Here is a 13,586-nt window from a genome sequence, read left to right as displayed (position 1 = left end):
AAATACTGAGTACTGAGTCAAAAAAATTCAGCACTTGCAATTACTCACTATTGAACACTCACTCATTACTCAGCACGATCTTGATACGCTTGCCAAAGTTGGTGAATAAATTGATTGAGTTGCTGCTTTGCAGCTGAGTCAGGTTCAGTTTTTGGTTCTTTTGCTAAAACTTGGCTCAAGAAGGTAATTACTTCTGTGTCTAATGCTGGCCGAAATAAATTAGCAGGCCAAAGCAAGTCAGACGCATCTCGCAAATCGGTAATTAGCGGCGATTCTTGAATCAAAGTAACCATTAATAAAGGACGCACCCAGCACAACTGACGGGAAACTACAAATTGAATGACTTCTGCATACAGATTTTTGTCGCCATGCTCTAAAGACACAATTTGTCCTGGTTGAAGAAAATCTAGGCTAATGTTCATTATTATGCAGTTTGGGCAGGGGCAAGGATTGTTTTGCAGCTTCCTTAATTTTAAAAATGAAAATGCGCTACGTTTAAGGAAGCTTATGTAATATTAGAGTAGCACTCTCATGGCAACGATATCTTAGACATCTGCCTCAGAAGTAGCTATACAAACTAAGTAGAGCAGTTTTTCTACCATAGTATCTGAACAGAAATACTATAGAATAGGTAAATAACTGTTAAGCGATCGCTACACAGACACTTTGTAGTAGTGAATCAACAAGAAAAGAGCAAAGAGCCGTGTCAGTTGAAACTATTCAAAAGCCTTCCACAACCCGTAAGCTAGCGCCTCGGTATCGCGTTTTGCTCCATAACGACGAGTACAACTCGATGGAGCATGTTGTACAGTCACTAATAGCCACTGTACCTAGCCTTACCCAACCCCAAGCTGTGAGCATCATGATGGAAGCCCATACTAACGGGCTAGCTTTAGTCATCACTTGCGCCCTGGAACACGCTGAATTCTATTGCGAAACATTGATAAGTCACGGTTTAAGTAGCACGATTGAACCTGACGAATAGTGATTGGTCAATAATCAAGAGTCATAATCTGGAGTATTGACTACTGATTATTGACCTAATTTAATATGAAAAAAAACCTTGTCCGTCTAGCTGAACGCCCTGCCCCCATTAGGCTGGGTTGTTTTATTTTGAATTTAGCGCTGCTATGGTTGCCATTGGCTGCACCAATATACTTACTAGTACATGATTCAAACTTAGAAAGTATATTGACATTGGTATTGTTATATGCGATATTTATTTTTCTCCTGAGACTATGGGGTAAATATGTCTACCAGCAGCCCCAAATTCTGCAACATTATGGCTTAGAATTCACTCGACAAAATGGTGTCGATTTGTTGCGTGGCTTGGCTATAGGGGTAATTAATATTCTGATACTTTTTGGGGTAGAAAGTTTATTGGGTTGGTTGGTGTGGCAACAACCGAAAGTTTTTTTGCTGAAAGTTGTTTTAGAGGGTTCACTTGTTGGCTTAGGTGTTGGATTTGCTGAGGAATTGTTATTCCGAGGCTGGTTGCTAGATGAATTACAACGAGATTACAGTCCGCGTGTGGCACTGTGGACAGATGCAATTGCGTTTGCTACATTGCACTTTATTAAACCCTTGGAGGCAATTATTCATACACTGCCACAATTTCCAGCTTTAGTACTGCTGGGGTTAACGCAGGTATGGGGAAAGCGTTGGCGGAGGGGACGCTTGGGTTTACCAATTGGTTTGCATGGTGGTTTAGTTTGGGGTTACTACATTATTAATGTAGGTAAATTAGTGAAATATTCTGGTGAAGTTCCTGATTGGGTAACTGGTGTGAATAATAATCCCCTGCAAGGAGTAATGGGGGTGTTGTTAATGAGTGTACTAGCTTTGGGGATACGAGGGCGAACTGAGCGATCGCGTCATATATGAAAATCAAAATATTAATCGTATCAGCTATTTTTTTATGAGAAATCAGCAAACAGATAGTGATTTCTGGATGCAGTGGGTATTAGCAAATGCTATTAGCTTCTGTGTAGGTCTTCTTTACTTTCCATTTATTTTTCCATTTAATTTTTTTACTTCATTAGTGCCGGGTCTAGCCCAATGGTTAATGTTAAGAAAGCAAATTAGTGGACTCAGCAGATGGTGGATATTAACTAATGTTATTGGTATTATCATATATGGATTCATGGGTGGAAAACTACAAATTTACGGTAGCTTTAGTGATTTGTGTTATTATCTCAACACACATAGTTCTAATATGTGTGCAGTATTGTCTTACTCCATCAGTGGATTTTTCGGGGGATTTATCACTGGAGTGCAGCAGTGGTTCTTGTTAAGAAGATATGTTTCTTTATCTCATCTGCGGACAAGTTGGATATTAGCTAACACTCTCGGCTGGAGTTTGGGTGGTTTAATAGGTAGTATCACATTATTCAAAACTCTTTTTACTGTCTATTTTGTTATAGGATTACTTGCTTATGGATTATTATTTGGTATGCTTAACGGAGTTATTACAGGAGTGTTTTTAATTAAAATTATCAAGCACAACAATAGATCAGTAACATGAGCCAAGTGATAAAGTTACGCGAAGGCTTTCTCCTTTTTAATAATTTTTTATTTTTTAATATTATTTTAATTAAGTTGCTTGTCGCTGGATGTGCTGAGATATATTCACCAGGTGATGAACCACAATATGAGAAAATTGCAGAAGATAATATTATATCTATGATTCAGAATCAAAAAAACTATTTTTCAACCCATAAAACTTTCCTGAAACCACTTGATAAACCATTAAAATCAAATTCATCTTTTTTCAAAGCTGAAAAATGTTATGGTTACTACACTAAAACTATTCCTGAAATTAATGGTAAATCAACTGTAAACGGTATTTATATTTATGCAAGACAGGAAGCATGTGGTGGCAATTGGGGCATAGATTTGAGTTCTTATGTTGGTGGTGTTTTTGTCGTTCCTATTATTGATACTAAAGAAATAAAAGTGGTAAGTATCGTATGTAAAAGTACTGGGCCAGGATATGCACCCTTAAACCATCGACCATACTATACAAATGGTTTAGTAGATTGCCCTCGTGAAGCCAATAAAGTATATTTAGAAACTGAATTTTTTAAGAATAAAAATAATGACACAATCCAACACAATTAAACAGCAGCGATATTATTATTGTTTTTTTATATCTACAATACTTTGATCCTAGTAAATCAGATGTTGAATAGACAAAATCATGAAAAGTTCCAAATCCAATGGATAATTACAAATACCGTTAGTTGTTTTTTATCTTTTTTAATCTGGTTAATTGTAGGATTAGTGAGGGATAATGTTAAACCAGATTTAGACTATTGGTTAAAGAATACTATATATCTTATTAGTTTTTTTTCCCCTGGTGTTGTAATTGGACTATCACAGTGGTTACTACTTCTAAAAAAGATTCCCATGATAAGTTGGTTATGGATACTATCGAATGTACCCGGATTGTATTTAGGTTTCATCTCTACATTTGTAGCTTGTAGTTTTACTCTACTATTTATTATTAATTTTTTACAAGGTACTCATGAACTAACACAGGGATTTTTAATAGGCAGTATAGGAGGTGCGATTGGAGGTGCTGTAGGAGGAATTATTACTGGAATAATTCAACATCTTTTAATTAGAAAGAATTTTTCTGTAAATTACTTGTGGATAATCACTAGTACTGTAAGTTGGTCTATAAGTTGGAGTCTAGGTTGGACTGTAGTATGTATAGGCTCTCCTATTTTTAATGCAATAGGTTCTTTTTTCGGTATTATAACATCATCTGAAGCAAGCTTTATGTTTGGTCTTCCATTGCCTGTTTTTGGGATTATTTTTGGTTTTGTAAATGCAATTATTACAGGAAAACTACTGGTTCGGTTATTGAGACAATCTAGGCAACCCCAACAAACGCATCGATAAGATTACTGACTAATGGAAGAGAAAGCAACTTGATCTCCAGAAGATGCTATTTGAGCTATGGTATTCTGGGCAGTTGTAGATAATCGGGAATCGCCAAAAATGTACCAGATGACTGCATGGGTGTCAGCTACAGCACGCAGCATCAAATATCCTCCCGTGGAAAACTAGCCCACTCTTCACTACGGGCTGTATCAATTTCCACTGCGGAAGGTACTTTTCCCAAATCCGCACACAGTCCCCACAATGATTTGCTCTTAACGATAGATGATTGATCTGTTAACTCGCATTCTATATCAGCAGCAATTTGCTGGATCAAACGTACCTTGTCCACGGTTAAAAGTTGCTTTGCTAGTCTGAGAACTTCTTTTAGGCTCACAAATTTTCACCTGCTTCATCTGCGAAAATTTTAACAATAGCTAATCTTTACGCAAGGGTTTCAACCACAGTACCCACCAAACACGCCTTATTCAAATTAACACCGCTCAAATTTGCACCTTCTAACTCTGCACAGAGTAAATTCGCTCCTGAAAAATTCGCTCCCGCCAAATTCGCCCCCCGCAAGTCAGCTTCTTCCAGGTTTGCTTCACTCAACAAAGCCCCTTGCAAATCGGCGCGACTCAAATCTGCACCTTTGAGATTTGCCCCAGTTAGGTTTGCACCACGCAAGTCAGCACCGCGCAAGTCTACGCCTTGCAAGTTCACATTCATCAAATTGGCACCACTCAAGAAAGCACCCACCAATGATACATCACTGAGTCTTGCTCCCATCAAGTTAGCGCCACGCAAATTGCTACCCCGCAAGTCAGCGCCGGTTAAATCCGCTTGCATCAGGTTTGCTCCCATCAAATTCGCCCGCAAGTCAGTTTCTTGGAGGTTCGCCCCCATTAAATTCGCCCCTTCCAAATGCCCACCTTGGAGTTTGGAAGCAGCAAAATTAGTGCCGACAAGGTTAGCACCAGCAAGATTAATCCGGCTTAAATCTAGTCGAGAGAGTTCCTCGTCTTCTAAATTTGCTCCTGGAAGTTGTTTGAGTTTTCCTAATTTAATGGCTTCAATATTCATCGAAATTTGTGGGTAGAAACCCCGTGCTTCTAGCACGGCTTTACAGGGAATGTGTTAAAATGTGAGATATGGAAAAAGCCTACCGCTACCGTTTTTACCCAACTGCCGAACAAGAATCCCTATTGCGTCGAACAATTGGTTGTGTGCGGTTGGTGTTTAACCGAGCATTGGCTGCAAGAACCGAGGCTTGGTATGAGAGGCAAGAGCGAGTTGATTACGTTCAAACAAGCGCCATGTTGACGCAATGGAAAAAACTTGAAGACCTCCAATTTTTGAATGAGGTAAGTTGTGTGCCATTGCAGCAAGGATTGAGACATCTGCAAACTGCGTTTACTAACTTCTTTGCAAGTAAGGCGAAATACCCTAATTTTAAGAAGAAGCGTAACGGTGGCGGCGCAGAATTTACCAAATCTGCTTTCAAATGGAAGGATAGACAAGTCTACTTGGCAAAGTGTTCTCAAAGCTTGCCAATTAAATGGTCTAGACAACTTCCTATCGGGTGTGAACCTACAACTATCACAGTTAAAGTTGACCCATCTGGACGCTGGTTTGTCAGTTTGCGCCTTGATGCTCCGACCGACGAAAAACTGCAACCAATTGATAATTCTGTGGGCTTGGATGTAGGAATCAGCAGCCTTGTAACCCTGAGTACAGGTGAAAAGATTGCCAACCCCAAAGCGTTTGATAAGCATTATCAAAAACTGAGGAAAGCACAGAAGACTTTGAGCCGTAAGCAAAAAGCCTCTCGCAATAGAGATAAAGCTCGGCTCAAAGTTGCTCAGATTCAAGCTAGGATTTCTGATTCTCGAAAAGACCATTTGCACAAGCTGACAACCCGACTGGTACGTGAAAACCAAACGATTGCTGTCGAAGATTTGCAAGTTTTGAACATGGTCAAAAATCACAAACTTGCCCGTGCTATCAGTGATGCTAGTTGGGGCGAGTTGGTGAGACAACTGGAGTATAAAGCTAAGTGGTATGGTCGAAATTTGGTCAAGATTGACCGATGGTTTCCTAGCTCTAAGCGTTGTGGAAACTGTGGACATATCCTTGATAAGTTGCCATTGAGTGTACGAGAGTGGGATTGCCCTAACTGTGGGGTACACCACGACCGGGACATCAACGCTAGTCGTAACATTTTGGCGGTGGGACACACCGTTGCAGTCTGTGGAGCGAACATAAGACCTGATGGACATAAGTCTAAAGGGCAGTTGCAAAATACCCGAAAGGGAAGGAAACAGAAACCTAAATCGTGAGGTTTTAGGAATCACCGTGGCTTCAGCCCGGTGAGAATGTCAAGTAAAGTAACTACCAATCTGCTCACTTATCTTGCTGTGACTGTCCCATTGGGAATCAAGTAGCCAAACGCCGGCGCTGAATTTGGGTGTCATCAAGGGCAAGTCGAGTCCCTGTTGTAAACCCATAACTAATAAAGCTAGGGTATCTACAAGTTTAGGGTCAAAACGGATAGATTCTTGCTGTTTGCACTCGTCTAAAGATTGAGTAAATATTTCTTGGCGACTCTGATTTGACAATTTTCGCTGATTGACTCGCCACTGAAAGTCTGCCAATAATGCCAAAATTCTCGACTCTAGGGGAATTTCATCTCCAGCTAAACCTGCTGGTTCTCCTAAACCATTCCACCACTCGGTTTGGTGAGTGATAATTTGGGCAACTGCTCGCAGTCGTGGCATGGTTCGCAATACTTGCGCCCCTGGTATTAAAGGACAACTAGGAGCATCTTCTTGGTAACGTGTCGGTATATTATCAGAAGTCAGGACACTTTCGGCATTTTGTAATGGATCTATGCGATGTAACAAAGCCGCTAGCCGCAATCTCTTAATTTGCCATGCGGGAAGATCCAAAAGCTGGGCGATCGCTTCGGCAAGAACTACTACCTCCGCAGCCGCCATTGGATTGTTGACATCTGCCATATCCATCAGTTGCGCCATTCGCAAAAAGGCTTGGATTTCATTAGAAACCAAGTTGCGATCTAAGGTTTGTTTCTGAAGCGCTATTGGGATGGATAAATTATCTTGTCCAGTCTGGAGGTAATCTACTACACGGGAGACAACTGCACCTAAATTTTGGGATCTGTCCATTGACGGTACAATTTGCTGCTTATCGGCTGTGAGTTTTTCTGCCAGTTCTGGGTTGTATTTTTTGATGTGAGCGATCGCTATTTCTGCTGTCTCTTGCACTAACTCCGGCTCAAATGTCCACAAACCATAAAATTTCCGCTCTAAGTCTGATGTCGGTACGCCAGTGCTACCATAATCAGCTTCTGATAATTCTTGACAAATTACCATTGCTGTGTATTTGGTCGATAAAATAATTAAGTGCCACTCCTGCGCTACTGCATCGACTGGATCTAATGCTACTAAGTCTACATTGGGTAGCTGACTGGTAGGATGTTCATCAAAGCCGGATTCAGAGGCGGCCATGATGGCAATTTGGCGACTGTGCTGGGCGATGTCTGCATATCGTTCAGCTTCTTGGAGATACCATTTCCCCTGTTGAAAGGCTGTGATTACTAAGGGTTTACCGTCGTCGGTTAAGATATGGTCTTCTAGAGCGTGGCACAGGGCAACTAGGGTATTTTTATAGTAAACACCGAATCGAATTGGCCTGGTGGTATGGCGATGGGCTGTTTCTAGCTGTTGTAAGATTGAACCTTCTAACATGGGATTTGGGAAAAATAACCGCAGAGGCGCAGAGGACACAGAGGAGGAGAGGAGGAGAAATTCAGTTTTTTAGGATATACCCGCTAACTGTTTTTCTTTCGTCTCTATTGGTGCGGAAAGTGCTGCTTCTAAGTCGGCACAACCTAGTTTTTCTTCTAATATTTTCATGACTTCGCGTCCGAAATCGTTGGGGTTTTGTTGCCAAGCTTGCAAGCAGACTTCGCCGAAGAATGAACCAAGGGGTTCGGGATTCCAAAGGAGTTTTTTGGCTGTCCACGGCATCAAACTCATCGGATCGTATCCTGGTTTAAGGATGCCTTCTTTGAAAGCGTATTCTTCTAAATGTGTATGGGGTTGCAGTCCAATAAAGAAGATAGCAGGTTCAACTTTATCAGCACCGAAAATTCGTTCTAGTTCGCGGTGGTAAGCGATGGTTTGGCGGATGGTTTCGGGACGTTCGTCAATGACGTTAAAGGAGTAGTTGACGGAAACTAAGTCGTTGAAACCAGCTGCTTTTAAGTCACGGCAGTTTTGCAAGACGGTTCGCAGGTTGTACCCCATCCGCATTTTCCGCACGAGTTCTTGAGAACCACTGGTAATGCCGATTTCAAAGTAGTTCATCCCGGTTTTCGCCATCAAGTCGCACAACTCTGGTGTCAAATTGTCGGCTCTGATATATGCTGCCCAGTGGATATCTGTCATACCAGAATCGACGATTTTTTGCAATAGTTCTATGGCATCGTCGATAAATTTTCGGGCTGGGATGAATTGGGCATCGGTAAACCAGAAATTGCGAATGCCGCGATCGTATAATTGGCGAATCTCAGCAACTACTTCATCTGCTGGGTTGATGCGTACTTGTTTACCTTCAACAACCGTATACACGCAATAACAACAGTTATGGGGACAACCACGTTTAGTTTGTACACCTATATAAAAGTCTTCCTCTTGCAGGTAAAAGTTAAATTCCGGCCAGATGGTTTCGATATAGTCGTAGTTACAAGCTGTTTTTTCTAGTGGGGTAGGTTGTTCGTGAATTAGCCGTTCCCGTGGTTGAGTTTCTCCCGCAACATAACAGCGTTCATCTCGAAAATCTTTGCCATTTAAAAGTTTTTCCAGCAGGGTTTCACCCTCACCAACAGAAATAATTGTCCCTTTGGGTAAACTTTTACCCAATTGTTCGTAAAATACGCTAACTGCACCGCCACCTACAACTACGCGGGCATTAGAATTATATTTTTGGGCACGCTTTAAACCGCGTTTGATTAAGCCCTGATTTCGCCATAACTCTACATAGTAAGCGATGAAAATTCGTAACCCGCCGAACCCTCCACGTAGTTTTAATAGAGGATTCTTGGCGTAGTAAAATTCAAAGGCGTTTTGCAGAGGGTTGCCACCACGTCCACCAACTGGGGCATAAATTTGAATATCCCGCCAAGAAAATACTAGCAGTGTCGGTTTAAATTCATCAATACAGCGATCCAAAGCCGAATTGTAATCTAAGGGTGGCACTGTTCCTAAATCAAAGATGCGCTGTTCAATATTAGGAAACTGCTTATGGACATGATCGCTCAGGTAGACAACCCCAATAGGAAAGATAGGGTTACAAGGAAGGCGAACGTAAAGAATTCGATTTTCCATTATCTGTGTTTTGACTTCCATCTTGCCAATCTTTGGAGAAAGCGAGAAAAACATCCAGTTTTAAAGTGTGTGTTTGTCTTATTTGGTTTTACTTATCAAAATCGCACTTGACATTTCATTTAATTGCTGGTATTGAAAAACTAATGTTAGCAATTGCAGGAAACGCTAAAATTTCTATGCATAAAACATACATAGAATCTTATAGATAGGCTTTATGAAGATATTTTTCATATAGCTTTACCATAACATTGACTTTATTCATTAAGCGATGATCCCAGTCTATTAATTCTGGGATAGATAAAACGGCAAAATTCACTTCCTCGCTAGGCCAAAAGCAAAGGGATCGTCGTCTTATCTACCTTAAGAGAATTCAAGCTTTAATATGAGGAAAAAATATCAAAATATTTTAGGTGTAGTGTATAATTCCGAAAAAGGCATAAAAAATTACAAAGTTTTCACAACTAAGAATATATCTTTAGACATAAATAACCTACAAGGACTCAGTTGGTATTCACAGTTACAGCAACTGGGGATCAGTGAATGCTAGGCTTGGCTAGTGTAATGTAAAATTGTGGCGTAAAGCTCCTCAGCAGTTATGGCTCAAATATTAGATCCTCTACCACCTGAGCAATCGGGAAAAATTCTCTGCTGCTACATTAATGCCACGAGCAAAATACAGGTAGCTCGCATCTGTAATATTCCCAACTGGTACTTTGAAAGGGTTGTTTTCCCTGGACAACGTTTAGTTTTTGAAGCTCCGCGAAAAGGCCAAGTGGAGATTCATACAGGGATGATGGCAAGTGCAATTTTATCAGATAAGATTCCGTGCGATCGCCTAATGCTCGACGAAACTAGTACCGATGAGTTCGATACAGACTCATCATTTGGCAAAGACCCTATTAATACCAAGTCATTGGTGCAGCAAATTAATACAAAAACCGGAGATACTACAAAACCTTTACAAATGGCTGGTTTAGCATCTGTTGATTGATTAAAAAAATTTAGCTAAATTTAAGGGTTGCTGAATTCGGCAGCCCTTTTTATTGGTCATTTGTCATTGGCATTCTCCCGCGTCTCCCCACTCTCATCTACAATCATTCTTATGAATCTGCCTTCGTTTCTTTGGTTGTGGAAAATAGCGGCCTGGTCGATGGGGTTGTCCTTGCTGGCATATCTGATGTTAGCAATTACCGGCGTTTGGATGTTTCGAGCGAGAACTTCGCAGCAATTTCCTTTTACGCCATTTCTGGGCGGAAATAGGGAGGTGCGATCGCTCCACTACTTAATGGGCATCAGCATGGTAAGTTTAGTGCTACTATTGCTAGCTATCGGTATTGTTGGCACTTTAGGGCACTTTGGTTCTTTAGGTCACTCGTCACACTTGCTAGCTGGATTGATTGTAGTAGCATTAGTTTTGCTCTCTGCTTTCAGTGCCACCCAAATTAGTGCCGGACGACCTTGGGCTAGACCCTTACACATCGGCGTGAATATTATTTTGTTTATAGGATTTGCCTGGGTGTCACTGACTGGTTGGATTGTAGTGCAAAAGTATTTACCCTAAAAAATTAACGCGATGTACAACTTATCCTTAGAACCCCACTTCCATTCCTCTCCCCCACAGGGAGAGAGGCTTTGATTCTTGCTCCCCTTCCCTACAAGGGAAGGGGTTGGGGGTTAGGTCTGAGAGAAAGTTGCACACGGCGTTAATTACGAATTACGAATTGTTATTGTGTGCAACAACCAAGCTAAGACATAGACCTACCTTACAATGAAGAAAAGCATTGTAATTGAGCCGTGACAGCAAATTCAGCCAATATATCAGCTTCTATCTTTCGTTTGTCTCCTTTGATTCGGATAACTTTGCTGAGTCTATACATAGCACTCACAGTTCCATTACCCTTTTTATCGCAGGTAACAGCCGCACCCGTACCTCCAGAATTTTTGTGGATAGCGATTGGCATCGGCTTAATTGCCTTATACGCCGTCTTAACTGAACAAGTAATCGTAGATGACCAGGGAATTCAGGTTACTTACCCCGCCTGGGTACCTCGCTTTTTTCGTAAAGGCTGGTTTTTACCTTGGTCAGAGGTAAAAGAGTTAAAACCCCGCACCACTGGTCAAGGAGGGTTAGTTTATTACTTCCTCAGCCAGGATGGGAAAGCTTATTTACTACCCATGCGTGTATCTGGATTTGCCCGTTTCGTGCAAATTGTCCAAGCCAAGACAGGCATTGATACTACAGATGTTCGCCCTTTAGCACAGCCGTGGATGTACCTGATTTTACTAGGATTCACACTGCTGCTACTATTGGTCGATGGCTGGGCGATCGCTACAGCCTTAACTACTACACAATTAACTTAAAATTGGGAATGGGGCATTGGGCATTGGGCATTGGTTATTTCCCCCCCCATCTCCCTCATCTCCCTCATCTCCCCCATCTCCCTCATCTCCCCATTCCCCTTGAATAAGGTAACACTCAGGCTAGAGCAAGTTAATCTATTTACAAAGCTGAAAACTCAACTCCCAGGCAATCAGCAAGGATATCCCATATTGCAGGATATTGACTTGGAGGTATTTCAGAGCGATCGCATTGCCATTGTAGGGCCAGTAGGCGCAGGTAAAACTTCGTTATTACGCCTCATCAACCGCCTAATTGAACCCAGCAGTGGCAAAATCTATCTAGAAAATCAAGAATATCGCCAAATACCTGTCATCCAGCTACGCCAGACAGTGACACTTGTATTGCAAGAGTCAAAGCTGTTAGGGATGACAGTTCAGCAAACCTTGGCTTATCCTTTAGTTTTGCGTGGCTTGCCCAAGGAGACAATTCAGCAACGAATCAGTTATTGGATAGAACAACTGCACATTCCCAATGAATGGTTAGGGCGAACAGAGGTACAACTTTCTGCGGGACAACGACAACTAATAGCGATCGCTCGTGCCTTACTCATCCAGCCTAAAATATTATTATTAGACGAGCCAACCTCTGCCCTTGATGCAGGTACAGCATCTCATCTCATGCAAGTCTTAATCCAGTTGAGTCAAACTCATCAAACCACAATTCTGATGGTAAATCACCAACTGGAACTTGCTCAAATGTTTTGTACTAAGTTATTACACCTACAACAAGGTCATTTATCCGCAAATCAAACAGTCTCTCAAATAAACTGGCTTGAATTACGAGAAAGCCTAATTCAAGCAGAAACTCAAGACGATTTTAGATTTTAGATTTTGGATTTTAGATTTTGAACTGGTCAGGAGATAGAAGTAAAGAGTTCTTATCTTACTTCCCAATGCCCAATGCCCAATCCCCAATGCCCAATCCCCAATGCCCAATGCCCAATGCTCAATGCCCAATGCCCAATGCCCAATCAAACTTGACTAGTAAGTGTCGAACGTTGATTACTAAATCTTTCTCTAGCTAACTTTGTTGTTTGTGATTGTGAAATATTAGTATTCAAAATTTCCATGTTAAAACGGTATCCTACATTGCGGATAGTTTGAATCAAGTTCGGTTGACGAGGGTCAAGTTCAACCTTTTTCCGCAACGACAAAACGTGAGTATCAATGGTACGAGGGTTATCGATAGCATCAGGCCAAGCACGACGCAGCAATTCCGACCTACTCAGAGGTACTCCCCCAGCTTGTGCCAAAACGTACAACAAACTGAATTCTTGAGGAGTTAAATCGATAAACTCACCCTGGAAGCGGACACGGCGCTGAACTAAGTCGATTTGCAAAGTGCCATAATCCAAATAAGCTGGTGCAGTAGGTGTGCGTTTCCGACGAATCAGCGCCTCTACCCGTGCTAAAAACTCTTGCATACCAAAAGGTTTGCTCAGGTAATCATCTGCACCCGCCTTTAAACCTGCGACAATATCACCTTCACTATTACCGGCAGATAGCATTAAGATTAGAGGCTGCTCCTGACGATGCAACCAACGACAAAATTCAATGCCATCGCCATCAGGCAAGTCTGCATCTAATACTACCAGTGTTGGTTGATGGCTTAAAAATACTTCCCTTGCTTGATAAATACTAGCAGCTTGATGCACGCGGTATTCTAGCTGTTGCAAGTGCCAACCCAACAACGACCTCAGATGGGGATTCCCCTCAATGATTTCTATACAAACCGAACCCACAGCGGCAAGACCCCTTAGCGTCTGATGACTTTCAAAGTAACAAGCCCGTCACTAAGGTTTTGTAGCCTTTGTTACTTCAATTGCTATTAGCTTTACATTTCCTCATAAAAAGCGTAGCAATATCTTTAATTTATGCCTTCCCGAAAGGCAA

General features: G+C 41.5%; 18 protein-coding genes. 11 read left to right on the top strand and 7 right to left on the bottom strand.

Annotated elements, in window-relative coordinates:
• Positions 1-65 precede the first annotated feature (65 nt).
• The gene (locus V7K98_RS00625) at positions 66-422 is read right to left on the bottom strand and encodes a hypothetical protein (protein WP_335018582.1); all 357 of its coding nucleotides are present in this window, start codon (positions 420-422) and stop codon (positions 66-68) included.
• A gap of 281 nt (positions 423-703) precedes the next feature.
• Between V7K98_RS00625 and clpS the strand changes: the two genes are divergently transcribed.
• From clpS to V7K98_RS00600, 5 genes are all read left to right on the top strand, one after another.
• Entirely contained in the window at positions 704-985 is a 282-nt protein-coding gene (clpS, locus tag V7K98_RS00620) for an ATP-dependent Clp protease adapter ClpS (protein WP_335018580.1), read from the top strand.
• Between the two features lie 65 nt (positions 986-1,050).
• Positions 1,051-1,884 (top strand): CPBP family intramembrane glutamic endopeptidase, encoded by an 834-nt coding sequence (locus V7K98_RS00615; RefSeq protein WP_335018578.1) that lies wholly within the window; start codon positions 1,051-1,053, stop codon positions 1,882-1,884.
• A gap of 34 nt (positions 1,885-1,918) precedes the next feature.
• Positions 1,919-2,524, top strand: a complete 606-nt coding sequence (locus V7K98_RS00610) for a hypothetical protein (protein ID WP_335018576.1) — start codon at positions 1,919-1,921, stop codon at positions 2,522-2,524.
• Entirely contained in the window at positions 2,521-3,120 is a 600-nt protein-coding gene (locus tag V7K98_RS00605) for a type IV pilin-like G/H family protein (RefSeq protein ID WP_335018574.1), read from the top strand. The genes V7K98_RS00610 and V7K98_RS00605 overlap by 4 nt, the downstream gene beginning before the upstream one ends.
• A 60-nt stretch (positions 3,121-3,180) precedes the next feature.
• Positions 3,181-3,906 carry a hypothetical protein gene (locus tag V7K98_RS00600; protein WP_335018572.1) on the top strand — a complete coding sequence of 242 codons (726 nt, stop codon included), beginning with the start codon at positions 3,181-3,183 and terminating at the stop codon, positions 3,904-3,906.
• Positions 3,907-3,908: 2 nt separating this feature from the next.
• Here V7K98_RS00600 and V7K98_RS00595 read toward each other — a convergent pair whose 3' ends face one another.
• From V7K98_RS00595 to V7K98_RS00585, 3 genes are read right to left on the bottom strand one after another with little or no spacing between them, the layout of a single operon-like run.
• The gene (locus tag V7K98_RS00595; protein ID WP_335018570.1) at positions 3,909-4,049 is read right to left on the bottom strand and encodes a hypothetical protein; all 141 of its coding nucleotides are present in this window, start codon (positions 4,047-4,049) and stop codon (positions 3,909-3,911) included.
• Positions 4,049-4,282, bottom strand: a complete 234-nt coding sequence (locus V7K98_RS00590; protein WP_335018568.1) for a hypothetical protein — start codon at positions 4,280-4,282, stop codon at positions 4,049-4,051. Before V7K98_RS00590 ends, V7K98_RS00595 begins: the two co-directional genes overlap by 1 nt.
• Before the next feature lie 47 nt (positions 4,283-4,329).
• The gene (locus V7K98_RS00585; RefSeq protein ID WP_335018849.1) at positions 4,330-4,968 is read right to left on the bottom strand and encodes a pentapeptide repeat-containing protein; all 639 of its coding nucleotides are present in this window, start codon (positions 4,966-4,968) and stop codon (positions 4,330-4,332) included.
• A 68-nt stretch (positions 4,969-5,036) separates the two neighbouring features.
• Between V7K98_RS00585 and V7K98_RS00580 the strand changes: the two genes are divergently transcribed.
• On the top strand, positions 5,037-6,224 hold the full coding sequence (locus V7K98_RS00580; RefSeq protein WP_335018566.1) for an RNA-guided endonuclease InsQ/TnpB family protein: 1,188 nt from the start codon (positions 5,037-5,039) through the stop codon (positions 6,222-6,224).
• Positions 6,225-6,263: 39 nt separating this feature from the next.
• Here the strand turns inward: V7K98_RS00580 and V7K98_RS00575 are convergent, their stop codons facing one another.
• Both V7K98_RS00575 and V7K98_RS00570 read right to left on the bottom strand, forming a co-directional pair.
• Positions 6,264-7,652 (bottom strand): DICT sensory domain-containing protein, encoded by a 1,389-nt coding sequence (locus tag V7K98_RS00575; RefSeq protein WP_335018564.1) that lies wholly within the window; start codon positions 7,650-7,652, stop codon positions 6,264-6,266.
• A gap of 69 nt (positions 7,653-7,721) precedes the next feature.
• Positions 7,722-9,314: a photosystem II high light acclimation radical SAM protein gene (locus V7K98_RS00570; RefSeq protein WP_335018562.1), complete on the bottom strand. Its 1,593-nt coding sequence runs from the start codon at positions 9,312-9,314 to the stop codon at positions 7,722-7,724.
• 574 nt (positions 9,315-9,888) lie between these two features.
• Between V7K98_RS00570 and V7K98_RS00565 the strand changes: the two genes are divergently transcribed.
• The 5 genes from V7K98_RS00565 (at position 9,889) to V7K98_RS00545 (ending at position 12,718) form a co-directional block, all read left to right on the top strand.
• The gene (locus tag V7K98_RS00565) at positions 9,889-10,284 is read left to right on the top strand and encodes a DUF1830 domain-containing protein (protein ID WP_335018560.1); all 396 of its coding nucleotides are present in this window, start codon (positions 9,889-9,891) and stop codon (positions 10,282-10,284) included.
• Between the two features lie 111 nt (positions 10,285-10,395).
• A complete protein-coding gene (locus V7K98_RS00560; RefSeq protein WP_335018558.1) occupies positions 10,396-10,854 on the top strand; it encodes a DUF4079 domain-containing protein in 459 nt (152 codons plus the stop codon).
• Positions 10,855-11,087: 233 nt separating this feature from the next.
• The gene (locus V7K98_RS00555; RefSeq protein WP_335018556.1) at positions 11,088-11,654 is read left to right on the top strand and encodes a hypothetical protein; all 567 of its coding nucleotides are present in this window, start codon (positions 11,088-11,090) and stop codon (positions 11,652-11,654) included.
• 99 nt (positions 11,655-11,753) lie between these two features.
• The gene (locus tag V7K98_RS00550) at positions 11,754-12,521 is read left to right on the top strand and encodes an ABC transporter ATP-binding protein (protein WP_335018554.1); all 768 of its coding nucleotides are present in this window, start codon (positions 11,754-11,756) and stop codon (positions 12,519-12,521) included.
• Positions 12,522-12,538: 17 nt separating this feature from the next.
• On the top strand, positions 12,539-12,718 hold the full coding sequence (locus tag V7K98_RS00545) for a histidine kinase (protein WP_335018552.1): 180 nt from the start codon (positions 12,539-12,541) through the stop codon (positions 12,716-12,718).
• On the opposite strand, the gene V7K98_RS00540 is transcribed toward V7K98_RS00545, so the two are convergent.
• Positions 12,665-13,435 carry a response regulator transcription factor gene (locus tag V7K98_RS00540; protein ID WP_335018550.1) on the bottom strand — a complete coding sequence of 257 codons (771 nt, stop codon included), beginning with the start codon at positions 13,433-13,435 and terminating at the stop codon, positions 12,665-12,667. The two genes, V7K98_RS00545 and V7K98_RS00540, sit on opposite strands and share 54 nt — an antisense overlap.
• Positions 13,436-13,586 lie beyond the last annotated feature (151 nt).

The organism is Nostoc sp., from assembly GCF_036917435.1.
In the GTDB taxonomy this organism is placed as follows: Bacteria; Cyanobacteriota; Cyanobacteriia; order Cyanobacteriales; family Nostocaceae; genus Nostoc.
This window is presented reverse-complemented; position numbering and strand designations above follow the sequence as displayed.